Below are 23,798 nucleotides of genomic sequence, written 5' to 3' on the forward strand. Positions count from 1 at the left end.
TCAGGAGGCTCGGTGTCGACGAAGACCACGACGAAGACAAGCCATTACCACCAGCAAAAGGCCCGGCGGGCGAAGTTCCTGGAGGATTGGCGCGCGAACCACCGCACGATCATCCGGAGCGAGGACGTCACGCTCGCGGAGACCGCGCGGGGCATGCGCACCGGCGTCTACATGGGCGAGGACGGTGACAACCCGACGCGCTCCATCGACGCGCTCGTGCACGAGGTCGACCGGGGGAAAGTCACCACGATCCACCGGCACTCCTGGGACGCCATGGTGTTCGGCATCGGCGGCGAGGGCTGGCTCGAGATCGACGGCGAGCGGGTGAAGGTCGCTCCCGGCGACTCGGCCCACATCCCGGCGTGGGCCTGGCACCGTTCGGGCAACGACAACGACGCGACGTTCCGCTACCTCACCTTCTCCAGCGAGCCGCTGCTCGCCACGATGGGCATGTCGATCCTCGACGACCGCGGTCACGAGCCGGTCGAGAACCTCCCTGGCCGGCCCGAGTTCAGCGCTCCCGATGCCGAGGGCGACGACGCCTACGCCCGCCGCCTGCGCCGTCTCGGCAAGGAGCAGCAGAAACGCCGCAGCGGCCGGCTCCACACCGATTGGGACGAGCTCGAGATGCTCAACACCCCCCGCGGCACGCGTACGACCTTCCTCCTCGACCGCGCCATCGGGTACCAGGCTTCCGGCATCACCATGGCGATGTTCGAGATCGGGCAGGGCCGGCAGCAGTCGATGCACCGGCACGCCGGCGAGGCGTGGCTCTACGTGGTCGAAGGCGAGGGTCACTCCTACCTCGGCACCGAGCCCGAGGGCGGGGAGAACCACCCGTGGAAGAAGGGCGACCTGATCGTGGTCGACCACTTCCTGTGGCACCAGCACTTCAACGACTCCCAGGAGAACACCGCCCGGGTGGTCCGCATCCACATGTTCGACAGCCTGCTCGAGACGATGCGGGCGCTGATGGACCCGCGGGTTCTCTTCGAGGAGCCGCCGGACCACATCCGTGACGCCCAGGCCGGCGACGTGAACACGGTCGTCTGGCCCGAACTCGACCGGCCGACCTGGCCGTGAGCGATCGGACGCTCCCTCCTGGGGTCATCGGGCTGCACGCCCTTCCTTCAGACCACCACGACGGGCCGTGGGACTCGATGATCGTGCCGCCGGGCACCAAGGAGAGGCTGCTCGGCGCCGCGTTGCTCGTCCTGCGCCAGGGCCGGCTGCTGAACGGGCTCTCCGGCGCGCCGCACGGCCTGATCATGCTGGCCGGACCGCCGGGCACGGGAAAGACGACGCTCGCGCAAGGGCTCGCGCAGGCCGCCGCGCTGAAAGTGGCCGAACGTGGTGCCACCACACTGGTCGAGGTCGACCCGCACGCGTTCCCGAGCGACATGCTCGGGGAAAGCCAGCGGGCCGTTTCGCGACTGTTCCTCGACACCCTGCCGGAGCTCGCCGCGCGGCGACCGCACACCGTGGTGCTGATCGACGAGGTCGAGGCCCTCGCGGTGCGCCGCAGTTCGGCGTCGTTCGAAACGAACCCGGTCGACGTCCACCGCGCGACGGACGCCGTGCTGTCCGGTCTCGACCAGCTGCGCGCTCAGTGCCCGAACCTGGTGCTCGTGGCCACGACCAACTTCATCGACGCCGTCGACGAGGCCGTGCTCTCCCGGGCCGATCTGGTCATGAGCACGACACTGCCCGGCGACGAGGTGATCGAGCAGATCGTCGCGTCCTCGCTCGACGAGCTGGCCGAGCAGTGGACCGAGCTCAAACCGCTTGCCCGGGACGCGAACCTTCGCGCGGAGCTGGCCAAAGGGCTGCGGGGCCTCGACGGCAGGCGGGTCCGCAAGACGATCCTCGCCGCGCTGACGATGCGCACCGAGGTCGCCCTGGACCCGAATCGGTTGACGGCCGACGACCTGCGCCGCGCGACACAGTTCGAGGCCTGACGAAAGCACGCGCGGTGCCGGGTCGCGACCGACCCGGCACCGCGCGTTTCCACGGCTTCGCCCGCGAGCTACTTGCTCCCAAACGCCTTGTCCACAAAGGACGAGTCGATGAGGGACGCGAGATCGACCTTGTCCACCCCGTTCACCGAGCCCTCCAGTGACTGCTGGGACGACTTGAGCTGATCCACCGTCGCCACCGGGGGGTCGGTGAGGACCTCGGTCGAGTAGTACTTCCAGGTCGCGTCGAGCGCACGCTGGTCGGTGACCCCGAGGTGGGCACCCAGGATCTTCGTCGAGTACGCCTCGTCGGCGCGCTCGCGGTCGAACCCCTTCTTGAGACCGGCCATGAACTTCCCCACGACATCCGGGTGGTCCTTGAGGTAGTCGGACGTGCTGGAGATGCCCACGTTGATGTTGGGGATCTTCTCCTTGGCCATGTCCATCACCATGTGCAGACCGGCGTCTTCGAACTTCAGGCTCGCCGGCGGGTGCGTCGCGGAGGCGTCGATGGTCTTGGCCAGCAGCGCGTTGTTGACGTTCGTCACCGAGCCGAGGGGAACCAGGTTCACCTCGCTCGGGCTGATCCCCAGCTTCTTCAGCGCCAGCAGAGTGCCGATGTACTGGGATCCGCTCTTCGTGGTGTAGCCGATCTTCTTGCCCTTCAGCTGCGCGGCGGTCGGCACGTTCGCGTAGATCTGGTACGGCAGCACCGGGGTGAGCGCGGCCAGCACCTTCACCTCACCGCCGGCGGCGGTGCCGGCCACGATCTGGGACCCGCCCATCGACGCGAGCTGCGTCTGGCCGGAGATGAGCGCCGGGTACCCCTGGTTGCTGTCGAGCTTGATGAGCTTGACGGTGAGCCCTTGCTCCTTGAAGTAGCCGGCCTCCGATGCGATCCACAAGGGCAGTTGGTCAGCGACCTCTTCGCTGTAGCTGACGGTGAGCACACCATCGGCCCCGGCGTCCGACGAACCGCCGCAGGCGGTGAGGGACGACGTGGCGAGCGCCGCGACGAGGGCGACGCCGAAGGCGCCAGACTTGAACTTCATTGTTCTGTCCTTCTGGGAATGGTGGTGGGGAAGGGAAACGCAGTCAGTCGTTGCTCGGGCGCCAGGCCGCGAAGTGGTTCTCGACCCGGCGCAGCAGCGAGGTCAGCACGACACCGGCCGCGGCGAAGATGAACAGGCCGGCGAAGACCGTGGCGGTTTGGAACTGCTGGCCGGCGGTGCTCATCGTCATGCCGACGCCGTGCTGCGCACCGCTGAGCTCGGCCACGAAGACACCGATCAGTGCCTGGCCCACCGCCAGCCGCATCCCGCTGGCGATGAAGGGGACGGTGCCGGGCAGGGCGACGGTGCGGAACAGCTGGAGATCGCTCGCGCCGAAACACCGGGCCACGCGCACGGCGCCCTGTTCGAGCGAGTGGACACCCTGCGCGGTGTTGATGAGCACCGGGAACAGAGCCATCAGGAAGACGATCGCGATCTTCGACGAGCTGCCGATGCCGAGCCAGATGATCAGCAGGGGCGTCAGCGCGATGCGCGGGGTGGCGTAGAGAAAGTTGACGAAGGGGTTGAGCGCCCAGGCGATCCGTTTGTACCAGCCGATCAGCAGCCCCAGCGGCAGGCCGACCACCACCGCCAGTGCGAGGCCGGCCAGCAGTTCCTGGGCACTGGTCCACAGATCGATCCCGATCTGCCCGCCCTGGATCAGCGACCCGAAGGCGTTGATGACGTCGACCGGCCCCGGAAGGATCAGCTGCGGCTGCAGCCGCAGCAGCGCGACGACCTCCCACGCGATCAGCACGACGACGACGGCGCCGATGCCCCACAGGCGCTGCTCGCTGAGCCACGACGGCAGCCGGCGGCCCGACGCCCGGCGGGCGCGCGGGCGGGGGCCGGACGGACGGGCTTCGATCCGCGGAGCCGGTTTGTGCGAAGAGGTCACGCTCATCGGGCTCCTTCTTCCTGGCCGGCGCCGGCCTTCGCGCCGTAGAGCACGTCGGCGATCTCGTCGCGCAGTTGTGCGAATTCCGGCGTCCGCCGGATCTCGTGCGAGCGCGGACGCGCCCACGGCACCGTGATCTCCTTGACGATGCGACCGGGTCGCGGGCTGAACACGCAGACCCGGTCCGCGAGGAACGCGGCTTCGGTGATGTCGTGGGTGACGAACAGGGCCGTCACGTCGCGGGCGGCGCAGACCCTGAGCAGTTCGACCTGGAGCACTTCACGGGTCTGGGCGTCGATCGCGGCGAACGGCTCGTCGAGCAGGAGGATCTCCGGCTCGACCGCGAGCGCGCGGGCGAGGTTGACCCTGGCCTGCATGCCGCCGGAGAGCTGAGCCGGGTACTGCTGCCCGACACCGGCCAGCCCGACCAGCTCCAGCAGCTCGTCGGCGCGCTTCTTGGCCGCCGGTTTCTTGACCTTTTTCGTGAGCTCGAGGCCGTAGCTGACGTTGGCCTGGACGGTCCGCCACGGCAGCAGGTTGGCGTGCTGGAACACCATCGCCCGGTCGGGCCCCGGACCGGGGATCGGCCGGCCGTCGAGCTCCAGAGCGCCCTCGGCGAGCTCGACGAACCCGGCGACCGCGTTGAGCAAGGTGGTCTTGCCGCAGCCGGAAGGCCCGACGAGGCAGACGAAATCCCCCCGCTCCACCGTCAGATCACACTGCTCGACGGCCGTCGTCACCTCTTTCGACCCAGGCTTGGCGTAGTCGATCGCGACACCCCGGGCCTCGAGGTGTGCGATCCCGCCCGTGGCCCCCACATCGATGTGCGCAGCATCACGGCCTGCCGTGCTAGACAGTGCCGGCTTCTCTCGGCTCAGCATGGGTGGGAGCGTAGGACTAATTGTCAGTCCAAAGCAATGGCCCAGTCAAGTTTTCTGGCCGGACGGTGACCGGCCGGAGCAGAGCAGCCACGTCTGACCAGGCCTAGTGCGGTAAGGTCAGACCATTGACTGTTAAGCTACGGTGCATTTCCGGCATCGACAATGATTAGGTGGGAACATGGCTGCAACAGGGCGCGGCGCGAAGGACGACCTCTTCAGCCGTGTGAGCACGTCGCGCGTCTCCCAGGTCATCGTGGATCAGATCAAGGTCCTGATCCGCGACGGCTCCCTCGCGCCCGGCGACCGGCTGCCGAGCGAGCGAGATCTGTGCCAGCGCTTCGGCGTGAGCCGGGTGACCGTGCGTGAGGCGCTTCGCGTACTCGAAGCTACCGGGCTCGTCACCATCCGGGTCGGAGCGCACGGCGGGGCTTTCCTGACCGCGCCCAGCACCGACCGCGTCGGCGAGGGCCTGGCCGATCTCCTTTCCATGTCCGTGCTCACCGCGGGCGAAGTGACCGAGGCGCGCAAGATCGTCGAGATCGGCGCCCTCCCCTTGATCGTCGAACGGGCGACCGACGAGGACATCGACGCGCTGTTCAAACTGGTCGAGGAGGGGCAGGCCGCCGTCGACAAGGGCGCGTATACAGTGGACATTTCGGCGCGGTTCCACATCCGGCTCGCCGAATGTGCCCACAACACCGCACTGACGATGCTGATCCAGAGCTTCCACGGACCGCTCCTGATGTCCCTGCGGGAAGCCCGGGAGCAAGCCCCCATCATGGGCAAGCGCGGGACCGGCGAACACCGTGAGCTCGCCGAGGCGATCCGCGACCGCGATCTCGCAGCCGCCCAGCGCGTGATGAGCGAGCACATCGCCCGGACCGCGCAACGCGTATCGCACGACGCGGACTAGGGCCGGAAAACCTCCTACCAGCCTGTGGGACACCCCTCGCACCGCACGCCGGGTTCCGCTAAGGTCTAATGGTCTAGCCAACGGAGGAGCCATGGCGCTGAAGGGAAGCGGCACCCTGGTGGTGGGCGCGAGCCAAGCGGGAGTGGAGCTGGCCGCGTCGCTACGCAAGCTGGGTGCTCCGGGACCGATCACGTTGCTCGGCGGGGAAACCCGGCTGCCCTACCAACGGCCACCACTCTCCAAGGCGTTCCTCAAAGGGGAACTGCCCGAGGACCGGCTGGCGCTGCGCGGCGCTGACTTCTACGCGGCTCAGCAGATCGAGCTCGTCCGCGGTGAATGGATCGACGAGATCACCCTCACCGATGCCGGCCTCGGTAATGGCTTCGCGGTCCTGCGTTCCGGGCGGACGCTGGATTTCGACCGGCTCGCCCTGACCACCGGAGGCACCCCACGGCGCCTCCGGATCCCGGGCAGCGAGCTCGCCGGCATCCACTACCTGCGTGACGTCGACGACGCGGTCGCGCTCCGCCACGACCTCGCGGCGGCCCGCGACGTCGTGGTTGTCGGCGGGGGTTTCGTGGGGCTGGAGGCCGCCGCGGCCGCCACGGCCGCCGGCAAGAACGTCACTGTGGTCGAGGCAGCCGACCGGCTGCTCGCCCGCGCCGTCGCACCGGAAATGTCGGGCTTCTACCTCGCCGCACACCAGCGGCGCGGCACCGACGTCGTGCTGTCGACCGGCGTGACCGCACTCCTGGGCCGCGACCGCGTGACGGGTGTCGGGCTCTCCGACGGCCGCACCCTTCCCTCGGACGTCGTCGTCGTCGGGATCGGCCTGGTCCCGCGCACCGAGCTGGCCGAGCAGATCGGGCTCGCGTGCGCCGGCGGGATCCTGGTCGACGAGTCCGCCCGCACCAGCGTTCCCAGCGTGGTCGCCGCCGGCGACTGCACGATCCTCGCGCACCCCGATCACGGCACCCTGCGCCTGGAGTCCGTGCCCAACGCCATCGCGCAGGCCAAGACGGCGGCCGCCAGTCTGCTCGGCCTGGCCGCCCCGGTCGCCGGGATCCCGTGGTTCTGGTCCGACCAGGCCGACCTGAAACTCCAGATCGCCGGGATCAGCAGCGGCTACGACCAGACGGTGCTGCGGGGTGACCCCGGCAGTGAACGGTTCTCGCTCTTCTACTACCGCGGCGGACGCCTCATCGCGATCGACGCCGTCAACGCGCCCCGCGACTACATGGCGGTGCGCAAGCTGCTCGAGGCCGGGCGCACCGTCCCGCCGCAAGTCGCGGCCGACACCGAGGTGGCGCTGAAGGAACTCCTCCGCGCGGCCTGAGGCCGGGTGGCTCGCCGGCGGGCGACCGCGCCCCGCCGGCGAGCTCACCGAAGTCCGCGGTTTCAGATGACGAAGGATTCCGTCGACTCGGGCGCGAACAGTTCTCCGGCGGTGCGCAGGCGGGACGAGAGACCCTGTTCGTGGTGATAGCGGAGGAACACGTCCAGAACGTGCCGGTTGGCGTCCAGCCCGTACGACCAGTAGTCGTCGCCGAGCAGCCGGCGCGCGTCCTCCACGTGCTGGTTGAACCACGGCTCCATGAAACGCAGAGCCGAGGCGTCGTAGATCCGCGCGTACGCCTCGTTCTTGGCCGCCGTGAGCGCCTTGGTCAGTGACTGGGCGGCCCATGGGTGGCGCTCGTAGATCTCCCGGCGCAGGACGACGACGTGCATGATCGGGAAGATCCCGGTGGCCGCGTAGTACTCCTTCTCGGCCGCGACGGTGTCCGGGAACAGCCGGGCGACGCGACCGTCCCCCAAGACGAACGAACTCGGAATCCGAGGGCTCTGCAGGGCGTCGATCTCCCCGCTCGCGAGCATCTCCGACAGTGTCCGTCCGTCCGGAATGGACTGCAGGTCGAAGCGGGTCGAGACGGCGCCCTTTTCGATCCTCCCGGGCGTTTCCTGCCCACCGGTGAGATAGGTGACCGAGTCGAGCGGTACGTCGTGGCGGTCGGCGAGGATGCCACGGATCCACACGCCCGCGGTGAGCTGGAATTCGGGCGTGCCGATCCGTTTGCCGCGAAGGTCGGACGGCTTCTCGATGCCGGCCGACGTGTTGATGAAAACGCCGCCGTGGCGGAACATCCGCGAGGTGAAGACCGGCAGCGCCACGAACGGCACCGGGTCGCGATCGAGCGAGGCGACGAACGTCGAGAGTGACATCTCCGACGCGTCGAACTCGCCGTGGCGCAGCATGCGGAAGAACGTCTCCTCGACCGGGAGCCGCAGGTACGTCAGGTCGATGCCGTCGGGCCGGATCGATCCGTCCTCGACGGCGCGGGTGCGGTCGTAGTCGCCGCACGCGAACGTCAACGGGAGCCGGCTCATCGGGTCACCATCCCCGGGGCGGCGGGCCGCCGATCACAACCAGCGGCGGGCCGCCGATCACAACCAGTGGCGAGCCGCCGGTCGAGGCGCGGGTAGACCCGCCGGGCGTTGCCTTCGTAGATCGCTGCCAAGTCCTCGCCGGCCAGGCCGGTGCGGTCGACGTACCGCTTCGTGTCGTCCCAGGCGATACCGGTTTCCGGGTCCTCACCGCGAACCGCGCCGAGCATCTCGGACGCGAACAGCACGTTCTGTGCGGGCAGTACTCCGAGCAAGAGGTCGATGCCGGGCTGGTGGTAGACGCAGGTGTCGAAGAAGACGTTCGGCAGGAGTTCGGCCGGGTCCGGCCAGCCGTTGCGCATCGCCAGGCCCCGGTAGCGCCCCCAGTGATACGGCACCGCTCCCCCGCCGTGCGGGATCACGAAGCGCAGACCGGGGAACCGGTGGAAGAGCTTCGAACCGAGCAGCTGGGCGAACACGCTGGTGTCGGCGTTGAGGTAATGCGCGCCGAGGGTGTGGAAGTTCGGGTTGCACGCCGACGAGACGTGCACCATGGCCGGCACGTCGAGTTCCGTCAGGACCTCGTAGACCGGGAACCACGATTCGTCGGTCATCGGCTTGCCTGCCCAGGTTCCGGACGGGTCAGGGCTGAGGTTGACCCCCACGAAGCCGAGTTCTCCGACGGTCCGGCGGATCTCGGCCAGGACGCCGCCGAGGTTCCCCCCGGGTGTCTGCGGGAGCTGGGCGACCGGGGCGAAGTGCTCGGGGTACAGCTCGGCGACGCGGTGGACGAGGTCGTTGGACGCGCGCGCCCAGGCGTCCGCGACGCCGGCGTCCTCGACGTGGTGTGCCATGCCGGAAGCCTTGGGGGAGAACAGCATCAGGTCACCGCCGCGTTCGCGGAGAACCCGCAGCTGGTTGTCCTCCACGCTTTCGCGCAGCTCGTCGTCCGAGACCGGCGCCAGTGCCACCCGCTCGCCGGCCAGCTGTGCCTCGCGAAACCGGTTCAGCGCCGCCGGAGCCGTCGTGTAGTGACCGTGGATGTCGATGATCACCGGTCGCGAACCTCCTTGAGGTACTCGTCGTGTTCCAGGTACCGCAGGCCTTTGCGGGCGAGCCGTTCGCGCATCGAGTTGACGTCGAGGCCGAGCTCGCCTTCGGCGTAGCGAGTCCGCAGGCGCGCCTCCTTCTCCTCCCGCGCCGCCGAGGCTGCGAGAACCTCGTCGGCTTCGGCGCGGCGCACGACGACCACGCCGTCGTCGTCGGCGACGATCACGTCACCCGCCTCGACGAGCTGCCCGCCGCAGATGACGGGGGTGTTCACCGAGCCGAGCGTTTCCTTCACCGTGCCCTCGGCCGACACGGCCCGGGACCACACGGGGAACGACATCGCCCGCAGCTCGGCGATGTCGCGGCAGCCGGCGTCGATGACCAGCCCACGGACCCCGCGAGCCTTGAGCGAGGTCGCCAGCAGCTCACCGAAGTAGCCTGCGTCCGACGGCGACGTCGGCGCGACGACGAGCACGTCGCCGGGCCGGCATTGCTCGACGGCCACGTGGATCATCCAGTTGTCGCACGGCGCCACGCTCACGGTCACGGCCGTCCCCGAGACGTGGGCACCCGGGTAGATCGGGTTCAGCGCGGCGGCCATCAGCCCGCGGCGCCCCTGGGCTTCGTGGATGGTGGCGACCCCGAACCGGCCCAGGCCGTCGCGCGTCGCGGCACCGGCCGTGGGTGGATTCGTCACGACGATCCCGGTCATCGGACGACCGCCCCGCCGGCCTGCCCGACCATCGAGGGCATCAGGGAGATGTGGATCGCGTCCTCTTCGGTCTCACCGGCGAGCACGCGGATGGCGTGGTCGACCTGGTCGATGCCGTAGCGGTGGGTCGCCAGCTTCTCCAGCGGGAAGCGGCCCGACGCGAGCTGCTCGACGGCGAGCTCGCAGGCCCGGAACGAGTGCCCGCGCGCGGACTTGATCGTGATGGCCTTCTCGGTGATCTTCTTGACGGGGAAGTCCGGGAACGCGGCCAGCTCACCCTGGATGAGGAGCGTGCCTTCCCGTCGCTTGAGGACGTCGACCCCGAGCAGGACCGGTGCGGTGCCAGCCCGCGAGGTGCAGTCGAGGACGATGTCGACGCCGCGGCCGGCGGTGAGGTCCATGATCTTCTCGCGCGGGTCTTCGGTGAGCACGTCGACGACTTCGTCCGCGCCGAGTTCCTTGGCGAGCTCGAAGCGGTGCTTGTCGCGCGTCGTGCCGGACACCACGATCTTCGACGCGCCGGCCGTCTTCGCGGCGACGAGCTGCGAGAGCCCCTGCTGGCCCGGACCCTGGATCAGGACGGTGTCGGCGTACCCGACGCCGGCGGTGAGCAGTGCCCACTCGATGCCGTTGGACAGCGGCATGACCATGCCCGCGAGCTCGGGGGTGATCGTGTCGGGGATCTTGTGGAGCACGGAGTTCCACGGCAGGTACATGTACTCGCTGAACCCGCCCCAGAGCGTGCCGGGGTTTTCCGCGGAGGTGTAGCCGAAGCGCCGGCCGTCGGGGTTGGTCCGCCAGTCCGTCGCCTCGCAGTGCCGGTACTCGCCGAGGCGGCACCATTCGCAGCTGAAGCACCCGACGTAGTGCTCGACGAAAACCCGGTCGCCTTCGGCCAGTCCGTGGCGCTCCCTGAACCGCCGCCCCGCCTGCGCGATGACGCCGACGTTCTCGTGCCCCATGATCACCCGGCCCCGGATCACGGCGGGTGGATTGGCGTACATCTTCACATCCGTCCCGCAGATCCCCGCGACCTCCACCTGCAGCAGGGCGGAGTCGTCGTCGATCGACGGCAGTGCGAACTCCTGCATCTCCGTCGTGCCGGGCGCGACACGCACCGCCGCTTGCACAGTCCGGACCATCGGCGCTCCCTCGTTGAACGAACCTCGTTGACAGAACCTCGTTGGCAGAATGGACAGCCCAATATACCATCGGCGTGTACGTCACGAGGACGAGACGAGGACCGAATGGCTGAGCACCTGCTGACCGTGACCCGGACCCAGGGCAACAACCGCGCACTGAAGGAAGGCGAAGTCGCCCCCGCCGGTTTTTCCCTGGCCTTCAAGGAAGAACCGGTCCTCGTCGACGGGTTCCGGCGGATGGTCCGGGAGCTCGCGTACGACGTCTGCGAAATGGCGCTGACGACCTACCTCACCGCGCGCGAGCACGGCGTAAGGTTCACCGCGCTCCCCGTCTTCCTGGTTCGCGGGTTCCACCACGGCGCGATCCTCGTGCGGAAGGGGTCGGGGATCACCGAGCCCGGCCACCTCGCGGGGAAACGAGTCGGCGTCAACCGCGGGTACACGGTCACCACCGGCGTCTGGGCGCGCGCGATCATGGCGCTCGAACACGGTCTCGACCTGGACTCGGTCACGTGGGTCCTCAGCGGCGACGAGCACGTCGAGTCCTACCGCCCGCCCCGGAACGTCGTGCCGGCCGGCCCCGGGAACAAGCTCGCGGACATGCTGCTGGCCGGTGAGCTGGACGCCGTCGTGAACGTCAAGATCGACTCGCCCGAGGTCGTCCCTTTGATCGCGAATCCCGAGGAAGCCGGGTTCACCGCGCTGCGCGAGCGCGGCTTCTACCCCGTCAACCACCTCGTCGTGGTCAAGGACGAGGTCCTCGACGCGCACCCCGGCGTCGCAAAGGCCCTGTTCGACGCGTTCGCCGAGTGCAAGCGGCGGTACGTCGAGCAGTTGCGGGCCGGGGTCGCCGAAACGGCCGACGACCGGAGGTACTCCCGGGTGATGGCCGAGACCGGAGACCCGCTCCCCTACGGCATCGAAACCAACCGCGCTGTCCTGGAGCTGCTGGCCGAGCAGGCGCTGGCGCAGCACATCCTGACGAAACCGGTGGCCGTCGAATCGATGTTCGCGCCCGCGACCCGCGAACTGGTGGGCTGAGCCGTGCGGATCGCGATCGCCGCCGATCACAACGGCGTCCGGCTCAAGGCGCGCCTCGCCGCCTGGCTCACCACCCACGGCCACGAGGTGGACGACCGCGGCTCGCACAGCGAGACGGAGCTTGTCGACTACCCGCCGCTCTGCGCCGACGTGAGCCGGCGGGTCACCGATGGCAGGGCGGATGCCGGTGTCATCGTCGGAGGGAGTGGACAGGGCGAAGTCATCGCCTGCAACAAGATCCGGGGCGTCCGCGCGGGACTCGGGCACACCTCGTTCATGGTCGAGATCTCGCGCGGCAACAACGACGCCAACGTGCTCGTGCTGGGCACGAAGGTGATCACGGACGACGAAGCGGAACGACTGCTCGCACTGTGGCTGTCGACGCCGTTCAAGGGCGGGCCCCACCAGCGGCGCGTCGACCAGATCACCGAGCTGGAAGCCTGACCTCCGGCCGGAGCGGGGCGGCTGTCGGGATCTCGACGGCGATCGCGTCGCACAGTTCCAGGCCGCTCACGTGAGCCAGCAGCATGCGCAGCGAGTTGCCGTGGGCGACCACGAGCACCGAACGGCCCGATTCCAGCCGCGGCATCAGCACTTCCAGCCAATACGGCCTCAGCCGCTCGTGCAGCATCTCCAGGCTCTCCCCGCCGGGAGGCACACCGGCCGGCGACCGCCGCCAGCACGCGACCGATTCGGCACCGAACCGGGCCCGCGCGTCGGCGCGCCGAAGTCCTTGCAGGACACCGTAATGACGCTCGACGAGTGCGGCGTGGCGCTCCACCGCCACTCCCGGCGCGAGCCGGCTTCCGACGATCTCGGCGGTGCCGGACGCCCGAACCAGGGGTGAGGCATGCACAGCGTCCGGGCACCAGCCGGCGAGCGCGGCCGCGGCGGCGTGCGCCTCGAGGACACCCGCCGGCGTCAGCGGGACATCGAGGTGCCCGGCGAAGACATCCCCCGCGTTGGCCGTACTTTCACCGTGGCGAAGCAGGACCAGTGGGGTCACCGGTCTCGCCCGCGCAGGAACTCGAGGACCCGCGCGGGCGCGGTGGCGGCGGTCTGCTCGGCGACCGGGACGTCCCAGTACTCGTGCACCGGCAGGCATTCCTGGAGGTAGCGGGCGGCCGAAGGGGCGTGCGAGGTGTCCTGCCCGGGCACGATCAGCGCCGGGACGTCACAGCTCATCAGCTCCTCGGGCTCCACGCCCGGGACGGTGTCGCGGTCGAACAGACCGCGCACGGAGCCGGTCACGAGCAGGTCGTACCGCGCCGGATCGAGCGCGGCGTACTCCTTGGCGAAGTCCTCGTCGGTGCGCAGCGGCGCGGCCCACGGGCCCACGCGCGGGTCGCTGCTGAAGCCGGCGGTCGTCGACTGAGCCAGGCCGACGACCGCCGGCAGCCCGTGCTCGGCGACGTAGGCGAGGTGCCGGACGAACCGGCGGTGCTGCGCCATCCGGTAACGGGGCCCGCCGGCAGGCGAGAACAACACCATGCTGCGCACCCGGTCCGGCGCCGCGACCGCGAGCGCGGCCGCGGTCGAGCAGCCGACGCACCCGCCCATGGTGTGCGCCTCGTCGATCCCGAGGTGGTCGAGCAGCCCGAGCGCCTGGCGGACGTACCCCGGCCAGTCCAGGCGCTCGACCCGGCCACCCGAGCGTCCCGATTCGCGCCGGTCGAACACGATGCAGGTGTAGTCGGATGCCAACGCGTCGACGAAGCCGAGTTCGCGATACCGCCCGAAGCTCGTCCAATTGTCCAAACTGGAGTCGAAGCCGCCCGGGCTGAACATCAGCAGCGGCGGGCCGTCGCCGACAGTCCGGTAACGCGTGGCGATTCCTTCCAGCACGGCGACGGGCATGCGCGCACTCCTCAGCTCCGTGCCCTCTGGTTCTGGGGCACCTTGATCCCGCCGCGGATCTGCCGCCCGCCCCGGATGTCCGCGGCGCACTCGGTCAGGGCGTCGAAGGCGAGCCGGGCGACGTTGGCGTAGGTGTCGACGTCGGCGTCGACGTTGGCCGCGTTGTAGCCGATGGCCGCCGTGGCCAACCGGATCCGCCCGTCGAGCCACGGACCGCCGCCGAACCCGCCTAGCACGGGAACCGCCACGGCGTCGACCACCGCCGGCCCGACAACCGGGCCGGAGTTGGTGAAGTTGAGCGCGACCGCACCCGCCGATTCGAGCCGCCGGGCTTCGGCGACCAGCTCGTCCAGCATCTCGTCGGGCACCTGTGCGACGCTGGCGGCGGAATACTCGATTCCGTACTTGAGCGCGGTCTGCGGCGTGATCCCGAACTGCGCGAAGACCGGAACGCCCGCCCGGGTGACCGCCTCGACCGCCTCCGGGAAGTCGGCCGCGCCGTCGAGCTTCACCAGGTCGACGCCTGCCTCCTTGACCAGCCTGATCGCCGCGTCGACGGCACTGGCCGCACCCCGCTGAAGCGGGCCGAACGGGAAGTCGCAACTGAGCAGCGCCCGCCGAACACCCCGCCGGGCCGCCTTCGCGACGACGAGCACCTCGTCGAAGGTGATCTCGAGCGGATGGGACTGCCCCCACAGGTTGACCCCGACGGTGTCGCCGACCGACACGATCTCCACGCCGACCCGGTCGACGATGCGGGCCATCTGGTAGTCCCAGGCTACGAAACACACGCTCTTCTCGCCGCGCCTCTTCATCGCCTGAAGCGACGGGACGGTGACCTTTGTTTCGTTTCCCCGGCTCATGCGCGCGTCGCCCTCAGCAGCTCGAGCAAGTCGTCTTCTTCGGCGGGCACCAGCAGGATCCGGGCGTGGGGACGCAGCGAAAACAGCGCCTCGTTCGCGATCTGGTCCGGCGTCACGACCAGTCCCGCCGTCATGATGCCGCGTACCGTGCACGCCGCACCGATGGTGGCGGCCGCCTCCGCGTTCTCCCCCGTCGTCGAGACCAGGACGACGGTGTTACTGTCCCGCAGTTCCTCGGTGAGCGCCACCCGGTCGCCGGCCATGGTGACGAGTTCGTGGCCGGACCCGGAGACCGAGTAGAACCGCGCCTGCGCCCACGACTCGGCCGAGGCGTGCCGGACGATGCGCTCGGCCGTATCGTCGAGCGCCACCACCCGCGTGTTGCGGGCGGCGGCCAACGGGTAGTCGATCCGGAAGGCCGCTTCCTCGGCGGTCGCCGCCCGGGCGCAGCTGCTCACCAAACCACGTTGCGACACGTCGTTCCCCACCGTCTCAGACCGTTGTCTGCGGGACGCCCGGCTTGGCGACCATCGCCTCGCCGATTCCCTCTACAAAGGACTGGTCGGCGGGCAGCACGATGGCGACCGAGCGGACCTTCTGGTCCTGCGGGCGGTTGCCGACCGGCTCGACGCCCTCGTCGGCCAGCGCCAGCGCCGCCTTGCGGAGCTTCTGGCGGGCCTTGATGATGCCCGCGTCGGTCGCGACGAGGCGTTCCTTGGTCCGGTCGACGATCGGCCCCATCGACTCCTGCAGGGACGAGTCCTGCAGCGCGATGCCCTTGATGCCGGAGTAGGTCTCCCCGCGCCGCTGCGCCTCGCGGTCCATGAGGTAGTCGTTGTCCTTGTTCGCGAGCGGCCGGTAGTTCTCGTCGTTCGCGCTGTGCACCCCCAGGCCCGCCCGCATGGCGGACACCTCGTCGCTCTCGAGCTGGCGCGTCGGGTGGTAATCGAAGCTCCAGGCCCAGCAGTTCTCGTCGTCGATCGGCACCCAGAAGTGGCCGTGCAGCGGGTGGTCGGCGCGCGGGGGGACCATGGTGAAGTTCGGCAGCACCCACGGGGTCACCCGCCAGTAGTAGTGCCCCTCCTCCGCGCTGCGGCGGGCACCGATGAGCAGGCCACCCTCGTAGTCGACGACTTCGAAGAACGGCTTCAGGTCCGCCCGGTTGTAGGCGTTGCCTTTCGAGCCTTTGAACAGCGGATCGCTGTCCAGGCTGCCCGAGTGCAGGAAGGTGACGTGGCTCGAGTCGATGCCCCCTTCCAGCGCCTGCAGCCAGTTGCACTCCTGGAAGCGCTTCGAGGTGAACGCCTGACCCTCCGGGACGGTCACGAATTCCCATTCCGGGAGCGGCGGCTGCGTCTCGGGGTCACCGAGGTAGGCCCACAGCACATCACCCCGCTTGACCATCGGGTACGACTTGAGCTTGACGTTGGCGCAGAAGTTGCTGGTCTCGGGCTCGCTCGGGACCTCGATCGCCTGACCGGTGTAGTCGTACTTCCAGCCGTGGTAAGGGCAGCGGAGACCCCCCTCCTCGTTGCGCCCGAACCAGAGCGAGACGCCGCGGTGCGCGCAGAACTCGTCCATCAGGCCGTACCGGCCCTGCGAGTCCCGGAAGGCGATCAGCCGCTCCGAGAGGACCTTGACCCGCACGGGCGGGCAATCGTCGGCGGGCAGCTCCTCGGCCAGGAGCACGGGCTGCCAGAAGCGCCGGAACAGGCGGCCCATCTTGGTGCCCGGCCCCGTCTGCGTCAGCAGTTCGTTGATCTCTGTTCGGAGCACGCTGAAGTCCTTTCACACCGGCGACCACGAAGACGCTATAGGATTGAATATCAGACCATTGAACCACTGGCAATGGCCAGTTGCCCGTCTCGAGGTCAGACGACCTGCTCACCAGGCACGTCGACGATGAGCCCGTCGAGCTCCGGAGTCACCTCGATCTGACACGAGAGGCGGCTGCCGGCTCGCCGGTCGCCGACCGCGAGATCAAGGAGGTCGTCTTCCATGTCGCCGGCTTCGCCGACCTGATCCAGGAATTCCTCGCGGACCCACACGTGGCAGGTGCCGCACGAAAGGCAGCCGCCGCACTCGCCGACGATCCCTGGCACCCCCGCACGCACGGCCGCGCTCATGACGCTCTCCCCCACGGAGACGTCGACAGCCCGCTCCCCGCCGGCGTCGTCGACGTACACGACCTTCGGCATAGCCCACTCCTCGACTCTGTCTAATGGACTTACCAATATACCGGTTCGCCCAAGGGGCGCAAGACACCGAGGTCCTGTGGAGCCACCGCCCCGAGATCAGTCCACGGCGGCTCGCAGGCCCGTGCACACCACGGAGCCCGCCCCACCCCCATTCGGACCGACGCACAAGTTGATCTACAAATTGCGCAACCTGCGACCTTTGACCGATTGGCATCGTCTTGTTGATATCTGCGCGAATATGGTATTTTGTCACCGAGCAAAGCATTTTCTTACGAGGGTCTAACAGGCGCGGTGACGTGTCCGAGGACACTTCTCTCATCGCGGGTGTCAGCGGTTTCCCGGAGTACCGTCGGAGACGTCGGGGCGCGCCGACGGAATATCCGGAAGCAGAATTCGAGAAGGAGAAAACAATGGGTTCTTTCAAGCCGGTTCCCCGCGACCACTGCGAAACTCGACGCGATGGCCACTACGACCGCAACCGGCGGAACGACAAGAACCGTCGTTACGGTCGCTGATCCCGAGCTGAAGATCAGGGCGAGCCAGTCCTGATCCGAAAAGAGGGGGGAAGGGCCGGCGCGTTCGAAAGCGCCGGCCCTCACTCCTTTTCCTGGAGGCGGGACAGGAATTTAACACCCGGTCCCGGAACGATGCGAAACGAGGTGCTGTGTGACCGCCCTGACTCCCGTGGTGGGCGCCGGCGGCAGCTACACCACCGACGCGAAAAGCCGGCCGAAACCGTCGTCGGTTCGGCAGGCATTTCGCCGGTTCTGGCCCTACGTCCGCGGCGAACGCCGTCTGCTCCTCCTGGCCGTTCTCCTGCTGGTGCTCAGCGCGGCCACGGAGACCGTGGCGATCTGGACCTTCGGCGCGATCGTCGACAACGCTCTCACCACCGGCGACCTCCACGGGTTCTGGCGTCCCGCTTGCCTCTGGGTTGTCATGACCGCGGTCGGGGCCTTCGCTTCGTTCGGGGGCGGCGTTCTGACTTCCGTGGTGACGGAACGGTTCCTGCTTCGCCTGCGCGACGCGGTGTACGCGCACCTGCAACAACTTTCCCCCGACTTCTTCGCGCGGCACGACACCGGTGATCTGGTCGCTCGCGTGACGAGCGATGTCGAAATGGTCGAACAGCTGACCGCGTCGGGGACGGTCGAAACCATCAGCTCGGTCGTGACCGCGGTGTTCTACGGCGGCGCCGCACTGGTCGTGTCGTGGCACCTGGCGCTCACCTCGTTCCTCCTCGCCCCGCTGTTCGTGCTGGCGGCCCGGGTGTTTTCGAAGAGGATCAAGGCAGTCTCCCGCGACGAGCGCGACTACAACGGCATGATCACCACGGCCGTTCAGGAAAGCCTGACCAACCTGACGCTGGTGCAGGCGTACAACCAGCAGCGGACCGAACAGCAGCGGTTGCACACGCACGGCGCCGCTTGGATGCGAACAAGGGTCCGCGAAGCCCGGGTGTCCGGAGCCTACACACCGTTGGTGGACATCACCGAGGTCACAGCGCTGCTCCTGGTGGTCGGCGGAGGGATCTGGGAAATCAGCCAGCACCAGCTGACCGCGGGTGGCGTGCTGGCCTTCACCGCGTACCTCGGTTACCTCTACCCGCCGCTGCGCCGGCTCGGCGCCCTGACGATCATGGTGAACGCGGCCACGGCGAGTTCCGACCGCATCACGGAGTTGCTGGACACGAGGCCGATGGTGGTCGAGCATCCGCACGCCCACGTGCTGGCCCGCTCCGATGGTGAGATCAGCGTGGACCGGGTCAGCTACCGCTATCCGGGTGCCGATCGGCCGGCGCTGGCCGAGCTGTCGTTCACGGTGCGCCGGGGCCAATTGGTGGTCATCACCGGGGCCAGCGGCGCCGGCAAGTCGACGATCGCCAAATTGCTGCTGCGCTTCGCCGACCCGTCGTCGGGCAGTGTTCGGCTCGACGGTTTCGACCTTCGTGGTGTCACTACCGAATCGTTGCGCGAACAAGTGACCCTGGTGCTGCAGCAGACCCAGGTCTTCCACGGCACCGTGCGCGACAACATCGCCTACGGACGGCCCTCGGCCTCGGACGCCCAGATCGTGGCCGCGGCGATCGCGGCGGACGCACACGAGTTCATCTCGGCCCTGCCGGACGGGTATCAGACCGTACTGGACAGCGCCGGCAAGCGGCTTTCCGGTGGGCAGCGGCAACGGCTGGCGATCGCCAGGGCCATCGTCCGCGACGCGCCGGTCCTGGTGCTGGACGAGCCCACCGCCGGGCTCGACGCGGGTGCCGTCCAGCGGGTGATCGAACCACTGCGCCGGCTGGCCGGCGGCAGGACGACGATCCTGATCAGCCACGATCTGTCCCTGGCTCCAGCCGCCCATCGCATCCTGATGCTGGAGCACGGTCGGCTGGTCGAATCCGGACGGCACGAGGATTTACTGGACGCCGACGGACCGTACGCCAAGCTGTACGCGCAGCATCGTGCTGAAGCGAACCCCTCCCCCACATCGCCACGGCTGCCGGCGGGCCCGCCGGCAAGACCGACGGCCGGTGTTCTCCAGCGGCCCGGCCGGCGCCCCGGGACCGAACCCGTCCGCTGGCGGATTCAGGGCCGGCTCTTCGAACCAGAGGAAGGCCCGTCGCCGGCGCTGGAAACCGGGCGCCGTGGTGGCGGGTGAAGATGCCCGGCACAAGACTCCGTCCGATCGCGCAGGCCGAGAATGCCGTCGACGGTGCCGTAGAGCGTAGGGAACGCGCGGGTACTGGTGTAGTTGACGATGCCCTTCTGGCGTATCCCCCGCGGCCTCAACTAGCCACCCACCTCAGCGCACCTACAACGCAAACGCTGCCGTCGACGGCGCCCGGATCAATGCAGGGTCTCGGTGGACGCGCCAGGCGCGTCAGCGCGAGCCGTATCGTCGGCTGGACTGGGCTTCCTCCACCCGCGCGCCGCGCCGGGCCGGCAGCTGTTCCCGTGGACCGCCGGACCCGGCAACCTTCACAGTGCGCGCAGCGCGTGCTCGCCGCGGGCTAGTTCTTCGCCGCCCGCCCCAGCCGCAGCGCGGAGACGAGGAAGAAGATCCCGCCGAGGACCGCGTAGCCGGCGAGGGTCGTCAGGGCGGCACCTTCCTTTGTGGACTGAATGACGAACGTCGTCCCGGCCACCACGGAGATGCCGCCGCTGAGGATCATCGGCCACTGGCCACCCATCCCGCGGCGCGCGATCCCGACGGCGAGCTGGACCAGACCCGCGACGACGGCCCACACGCCCCACACCCGCAGCACGCCGGGAATGCCCGACGAGGCCGCGACGGCCAGCCCGACGGCGGCGAGCAGGCTGATCACGAGATTCACGTACAGCCCGGCGACCGGCTTGGTCGTGCGCGCCGAGCGAGCGTCGACGACCGCGGCGGCCACGTCGAACACCGGGTACAGGACCAGCAGCGCGACGCTCACCGGCCCGAGCGCCGACGCGGCCGCGAACAGCAAGCCCGCCCACACGACGGCAAAGGCGAAACGGGCCAAGTACAAGCGCCGCAAGGACAGCGCGACGCCGGTCGGTTGAGCGGCAGTGGTGGTCACGGTAGCTCCTAGTAGATAGAACGTTCGGTCTTCCTGCGGTGAACTATTGCAGCGCTCGCTCACTGAAGCAAGACCGAACGTTCTATCTGCTACGCTGGCGCCAGCGATTCGAGAGGCGGCCGCAATGGTGTCCGAAGCACGTTCCCGACTGCTCGCCACGGCGAGCCGGCTGTTCTACCTCGAAGGACTCCACTCCGTGGGCGTCGACCGGATCATCTCCGAGGCGTCCGTCACGCGCGCCACGATGTACCGGCACTTCCCGGGCAAGGACGACCTCGTCGTCGCCTACCTGCAGGCCGCCGACCAGCTGATCCGCACCCAGGTCGAGCAGGCCCGCTCCGGCGCCGCCTCGCCGGCCGACGCCGTCCGCGCGGTCGCCGCATCCATCGCCGGCGACATCCGCTCACAGGGCTTCCGCGGCTGCGCATTCCTCAACGCCGCCGCCGAGTACCCCGATCCCGCTCACCCGGTGCACCAGGCCGTGCTCGCGCACCGCCAGTGGTTCCTCGACACGGTCACCGACCTCCTCGCCGCCACCGGCGCCCCCGTCTCAGCGGCCCGCCACTTCGTCCTGCTCCGCGACGGCGCGATGGCCGCAGGCTGCCTCACCGACCCCGAACCGGTCTGCGACACGTTCCTCCTGGGCGTGGAGGAAATCCTGAAGCACCGGGGAACCCGCTAGCGCGGCACCCGGTTCCCCACCCCACCGCCGAAGCGACCAATACGTTCCGCCGATCTCCGCACGGCCGCGGACCGCATCGGACGCCGAGGACAAGCGGCACGACTTGGTACTCCTTTTCCGGCCGGTGATCGCCCCGGAAAGGAACGAACGATGCGGTTCATTCGTCAGCGTCGGCGCGGGCCGTCGTGGCGTCGTGCTCGGCGTGGCCGGATACGGCACCCGACGAGCCTGGGCGGAGGGCTGCGCGATGAGCCACGTCGACAGGCGCGGCTGTGTACCGGCCGGCTGGTTCGGCTGAACCCGGCTTCCCGCGAGACCCGGTGGTCGGCCACGCCGACTCGCGCCAGGACCCGCTCATCCGCTGCGGGTGAGGCAGCCGGGCGCGGGTTCGCGTTTGCTTCCAGCATGTCCACACTGGAAGTGACCCGCGAAGAGCTGCTCACCCGCGAGGAAGCCGCGAACCGGTTGTCGACGCTGGCGGCGGCGCTCGCCGGCGGCGAGAAGGTCGTCGTCCCGCTGGGCGGCAGCAAGGTGAAGGTGCACGTGCCCGACCACGTGCGCTGCGAGATCGAACTCGAGGTCGACGGCGACGAGGTCGAACTGGAGATCGAGCTGAAGTGGCCCGCGCAGGGCCACGAGGAGCACTGACCCGCCGGCCTGCGGCCCCACGGCACGGTGCGGCAGGTCGCCGCGCCGTCACCGAATGGCGTCCTCGGCGCGAACTTCACCAGCGACCCGGCCAGGTGAGCTTCGCCGAGGCCGTCACCGTGATCGGCTACCGCGCGCGGAACTGCGACTGTGGGTGCAAAGCTGTACCGGGGGCGCTCGACGGCCTCGACCGGCCCGGCCGGCACACCGCGGCCACCGCCCGGTGGCTGACCTGCACCCACACCACCTGGGCTGTCCAGTGTGGACATCCGCTCCCCACATCGCCATCCCCCGGCGACGACCAGGCATCCCTCGACCACATCCCGTCCAAGCCGGGGGCCGATCAGAAAGTTCAGGCAGGCTCCGGCAGAGGTGACCGGCGTTCGCCTCCGCGGTGTCCCCCCGAGGTGTGGGCGCGACGGCGAATTGTCGGTAAGGTGATGACGGTGCCGACGTGGCGATTACGGGATTTCCACGACGACGATCTGGACCGCGCCATCCAACTCTGGGATCAGGACCGGCAGGCGGACGATTCGCCTCCGGTGTTTCCGATTTCGGAGGTCATCGCCGCGACCCGGACCGGCGACCTCGTCGTGGTCGCGGCAGTCGGCGACGACGTCGTGGGCATGGCAGTCGCGCAGGCCCAGGGGGAGCGGGCGTGGATCGTGGGGATGGCGCTCGCGCGGATGTGGCGCAACCGCGGGATCGGCAGCTCTCTCCTCGGCGAACTCGAGCGGCGCCTGCGGGTGCAGGGGATACGCCGGATCAGTGCGCTGCTGCCTCCCGGTGCGACGGGAGCCACGGCCCTGGACAACTCCGGCTACCTCGCTCGTCCCGGGTTGACCTTCTACGAGAAGGTCGAGCATCTCGGCGCCAGCGACGCAGGTCTGCTCGCGGAACTCGGCGGACGGGTCCTCCCGCGGGGACTGTGGACCGATCTCGCCGGCATGGAGCACGAGAAGGAGACCATCGAGCGGCGGATAGTGCTGCCGCTGGCCGAGCCCGCGGTGGCAGAGAGGTACGGCGTCACTCCGCCGAAGGCGGTCGTCCTCTTCGGTCCGCCGGGCACCGGCAAAACGAGCTTCGCCAAGGCTGTGGCCTCCCGGCTGGAGTGGCCGTTCGTGGAGCTGTTCCCTTCCCGCCTCGCGTCGGTGGGAGCAGGTGGTCTGGCCGACTCGCTGCGGGACGCGTTCGCCGATCTGGCCGCGCTCGAGACCGTCGTGCTGTTCATCGACGAAGTCGAGGAGATCGCGGGCGTGCGGTCCGGACTGGCCGTCGATCCCGGCCACGGAGTCACCAATGAACTGCTCAAACTGATCCCCGGCTTCCGCGACCACGACAACCGCTTGCTGATCTGCGCGACCAACTCCGTCCGCTCGCTCGATCCGGCGTTCCTGCGGCCGGGCCGGTTCGACTACGTCATCCCGGTCGGTCCCCCGGACCCGGCGGCTCGGGCAGCGATCTGGCGACGCTACCTGGGACCGGCGGCCGGAGGTGTGGACCTGCACCGGCTGGTGGAGGCGAGCGAGATGTTCACGCCCGCCGACATCGAGTTCGCCGCCCGCAAAGGCGCCCAGGCCGCCTTCGAACGCGAAGTCGTCCACGGCCGCGGCGCCCCCGCCGGCACCGAGGATTACCTCGCCGCCATTGCCGACACCCGGCCCACACTCACCGATCAGGCCATCAACGAGTTCCGAGAAGACATCGAAAAGTACCTGCGCATGTGATCGTCGCGCTCCCCAACTTCCGCAGGTATCCCGCCGCGCACTTCGGCGTCGAGCACGCATTGCCGCGGCGGAGAGGAACAGACCATTCGTGCCGTCGGAAATGTTCAGGTTTTGTGATCCGTTCGGCTTTCGCCGACCCTCGCCGGCAGATTGACGACTGACAACCAACGAAAATCCGGGGAACATTCCAGCCGGAGCCCGGGTCACGATTCAAGCGGAGTTGACAGCTCCTGCC

24 protein-coding genes are annotated in these 23,798 nt (G+C 69.0%); 10 read left to right on the forward strand and 14 right to left on the reverse strand.

Features of this window, described 5'->3' with window-relative positions; all coding sequences use genetic code 11:
• Positions 1-12: 12 nt before the first annotated feature.
• On the forward strand, positions 13-1,083 hold the full coding sequence (locus I6J71_RS23895; RefSeq protein ID WP_204096738.1) for a cupin domain-containing protein: 1,071 nt from the start codon (positions 13-15) through the stop codon (positions 1,081-1,083).
• On the forward strand, positions 1,080-1,958 hold the full coding sequence (locus I6J71_RS23900; protein WP_204096739.1) for an AAA family ATPase: 879 nt from the start codon (positions 1,080-1,082) through the stop codon (positions 1,956-1,958). Before I6J71_RS23895 ends, I6J71_RS23900 begins: the two co-directional genes overlap by 4 nt.
• A gap of 68 nt (positions 1,959-2,026) precedes the next feature.
• Here I6J71_RS23900 and I6J71_RS23905 read toward each other — a convergent pair whose 3' ends face one another.
• From I6J71_RS23905 to I6J71_RS23915, 3 genes are read right to left on the reverse strand one after another with little or no spacing between them, the layout of a single operon-like run.
• On the reverse strand, positions 2,027-3,007 hold the full coding sequence (locus I6J71_RS23905) for an ABC transporter substrate-binding protein (RefSeq protein ID WP_204096740.1): 981 nt from the start codon (positions 3,005-3,007) through the stop codon (positions 2,027-2,029).
• Positions 3,008-3,050: 43 nt separating this feature from the next.
• The gene (locus I6J71_RS23910; protein ID WP_204096741.1) at positions 3,051-3,911 is read right to left on the reverse strand and encodes an ABC transporter permease; all 861 of its coding nucleotides are present in this window, start codon (positions 3,909-3,911) and stop codon (positions 3,051-3,053) included.
• Positions 3,908-4,786 carry an ABC transporter ATP-binding protein gene (locus tag I6J71_RS23915; RefSeq protein WP_204096742.1) on the reverse strand — a complete coding sequence of 293 codons (879 nt, stop codon included), beginning with the start codon at positions 4,784-4,786 and terminating at the stop codon, positions 3,908-3,910. Before I6J71_RS23915 ends, I6J71_RS23910 begins: the two co-directional genes overlap by 4 nt.
• A 178-nt stretch (positions 4,787-4,964) precedes the next feature.
• Between I6J71_RS23915 and I6J71_RS23920 the strand changes: the two genes are divergently transcribed.
• Positions 4,965-5,699, forward strand: a complete 735-nt coding sequence (locus I6J71_RS23920; RefSeq protein ID WP_204096743.1) for a FadR/GntR family transcriptional regulator — start codon at positions 4,965-4,967, stop codon at positions 5,697-5,699.
• A 91-nt stretch (positions 5,700-5,790) separates the two neighbouring features.
• Positions 5,791-7,035, forward strand: a complete 1,245-nt coding sequence (locus I6J71_RS23925) for an NAD(P)/FAD-dependent oxidoreductase (RefSeq protein ID WP_204096744.1) — start codon at positions 5,791-5,793, stop codon at positions 7,033-7,035.
• A 62-nt stretch (positions 7,036-7,097) separates the two neighbouring features.
• On the opposite strand, the gene I6J71_RS23930 is transcribed toward I6J71_RS23925, so the two are convergent.
• The 4 genes from I6J71_RS23930 to I6J71_RS23945 are packed head-to-tail and all read right to left on the reverse strand — an operon-like array spanning position 7,098 to position 10,985.
• Positions 7,098-8,084 carry an ABC transporter substrate-binding protein gene (locus tag I6J71_RS23930; RefSeq protein ID WP_204096745.1) on the reverse strand — a complete coding sequence of 329 codons (987 nt, stop codon included), beginning with the start codon at positions 8,082-8,084 and terminating at the stop codon, positions 7,098-7,100.
• A complete protein-coding gene (locus tag I6J71_RS23935; protein ID WP_204096746.1) occupies positions 8,081-9,136 on the reverse strand; it encodes an amidohydrolase family protein in 1,056 nt (351 codons plus the stop codon). Before I6J71_RS23935 ends, I6J71_RS23930 begins: the two co-directional genes overlap by 4 nt.
• Positions 9,133-9,843: a 4-carboxy-4-hydroxy-2-oxoadipate aldolase/oxaloacetate decarboxylase gene (locus I6J71_RS23940; RefSeq protein ID WP_204096747.1), complete on the reverse strand. Its 711-nt coding sequence runs from the start codon at positions 9,841-9,843 to the stop codon at positions 9,133-9,135. Before I6J71_RS23940 ends, I6J71_RS23935 begins: the two co-directional genes overlap by 4 nt.
• Positions 9,840-10,985, reverse strand: a complete 1,146-nt coding sequence (locus tag I6J71_RS23945) for a zinc-binding dehydrogenase (RefSeq protein ID WP_204096748.1) — start codon at positions 10,983-10,985, stop codon at positions 9,840-9,842. Before I6J71_RS23945 ends, I6J71_RS23940 begins: the two co-directional genes overlap by 4 nt.
• 105 nt (positions 10,986-11,090) lie before the next feature.
• Here I6J71_RS23945 and I6J71_RS23950 point away from each other — a divergent pair, with 105 nt between their 5' ends.
• On the forward strand, positions 11,091-12,026 hold the full coding sequence (locus tag I6J71_RS23950; protein WP_204096749.1) for an ABC transporter substrate-binding protein: 936 nt from the start codon (positions 11,091-11,093) through the stop codon (positions 12,024-12,026).
• Positions 12,027-12,029: 3 nt separating this feature from the next.
• Positions 12,030-12,470, forward strand: a complete 441-nt coding sequence (locus tag I6J71_RS23955) for an RpiB/LacA/LacB family sugar-phosphate isomerase (protein ID WP_204096750.1) — start codon at positions 12,030-12,032, stop codon at positions 12,468-12,470.
• Here I6J71_RS23955 and I6J71_RS23960 read toward each other — a convergent pair.
• The 6 genes from I6J71_RS23960 to I6J71_RS23985 all read right to left on the reverse strand — a co-directional run bounded on the left by I6J71_RS23960 (position 12,451) and on the right by I6J71_RS23985 (position 16,944).
• Positions 12,451-13,032: a 2,3-bisphosphoglycerate-dependent phosphoglycerate mutase gene (locus tag I6J71_RS23960; protein ID WP_204096751.1), complete on the reverse strand. Its 582-nt coding sequence runs from the start codon at positions 13,030-13,032 to the stop codon at positions 12,451-12,453. The two genes, I6J71_RS23955 and I6J71_RS23960, sit on opposite strands and share 20 nt — an antisense overlap.
• Complete coding sequence (locus tag I6J71_RS23965; RefSeq protein WP_204096752.1) at positions 13,029-13,883, reverse strand: alpha/beta fold hydrolase; 855 nt, start codon at positions 13,881-13,883, stop codon at positions 13,029-13,031. The genes I6J71_RS23960 and I6J71_RS23965 overlap by 4 nt, the downstream gene beginning before the upstream one ends.
• 11 nt (positions 13,884-13,894) lie before the next feature.
• The gene (locus I6J71_RS23970; protein ID WP_204096753.1) at positions 13,895-14,698 is read right to left on the reverse strand and encodes a 3-methyl-2-oxobutanoate hydroxymethyltransferase; all 804 of its coding nucleotides are present in this window, start codon (positions 14,696-14,698) and stop codon (positions 13,895-13,897) included.
• A 44-nt stretch (positions 14,699-14,742) separates the two neighbouring features.
• On the reverse strand, positions 14,743-15,204 hold the full coding sequence (locus tag I6J71_RS23975; RefSeq protein WP_204096754.1) for a hypothetical protein: 462 nt from the start codon (positions 15,202-15,204) through the stop codon (positions 14,743-14,745).
• 34 nt (positions 15,205-15,238) lie between these two features.
• Positions 15,239-16,522 (reverse strand): Rieske 2Fe-2S domain-containing protein, encoded by a 1,284-nt coding sequence (locus I6J71_RS23980; RefSeq protein WP_204096755.1) that lies wholly within the window; start codon positions 16,520-16,522, stop codon positions 15,239-15,241.
• A 95-nt stretch (positions 16,523-16,617) separates the two neighbouring features.
• Positions 16,618-16,944, reverse strand: coding sequence for a 2Fe-2S iron-sulfur cluster-binding protein (locus I6J71_RS23985; RefSeq protein WP_204096756.1), 327 nt, complete (start codon positions 16,942-16,944; stop codon positions 16,618-16,620).
• Between the two features lie 666 nt (positions 16,945-17,610).
• On the opposite strand from I6J71_RS23985, the gene I6J71_RS23990 reads away from it, so the two are divergent.
• On the forward strand, positions 17,611-19,602 hold the full coding sequence (locus I6J71_RS23990) for an ABC transporter ATP-binding protein (RefSeq protein WP_204096757.1): 1,992 nt from the start codon (positions 17,611-17,613) through the stop codon (positions 19,600-19,602).
• Positions 19,603-19,954: 352 nt separating this feature from the next.
• Here the strand turns inward: I6J71_RS23990 and I6J71_RS23995 are convergent, their stop codons facing one another.
• Positions 19,955-20,506: a hypothetical protein gene (locus I6J71_RS23995; RefSeq protein ID WP_204096758.1), complete on the reverse strand. Its 552-nt coding sequence runs from the start codon at positions 20,504-20,506 to the stop codon at positions 19,955-19,957.
• Positions 20,507-20,633: 127 nt separating this feature from the next.
• On the opposite strand from I6J71_RS23995, the gene I6J71_RS24000 reads away from it, so the two are divergent.
• From I6J71_RS24000 to I6J71_RS24010, 3 genes are all read left to right on the forward strand, one after another.
• Complete coding sequence (locus tag I6J71_RS24000; protein ID WP_204097210.1) at positions 20,634-21,188, forward strand: TetR/AcrR family transcriptional regulator; 555 nt, start codon at positions 20,634-20,636, stop codon at positions 21,186-21,188.
• A 405-nt stretch (positions 21,189-21,593) separates the two neighbouring features.
• Positions 21,594-21,836: an amphi-Trp domain-containing protein gene (locus I6J71_RS24005; RefSeq protein WP_204096759.1), complete on the forward strand. Its 243-nt coding sequence runs from the start codon at positions 21,594-21,596 to the stop codon at positions 21,834-21,836.
• Between the two features lie 440 nt (positions 21,837-22,276).
• Positions 22,277-23,563 carry an ATP-binding protein gene (locus tag I6J71_RS24010; protein WP_239155242.1) on the forward strand — a complete coding sequence of 429 codons (1,287 nt, stop codon included), beginning with the start codon at positions 22,277-22,279 and terminating at the stop codon, positions 23,561-23,563.
• Positions 23,564-23,798 lie beyond the last annotated feature (235 nt).

The organism is Amycolatopsis sp. FDAARGOS 1241 (assembly GCF_016889705.1).
GTDB lineage: Bacteria > Actinomycetota > Actinomycetes > Mycobacteriales > Pseudonocardiaceae > Amycolatopsis.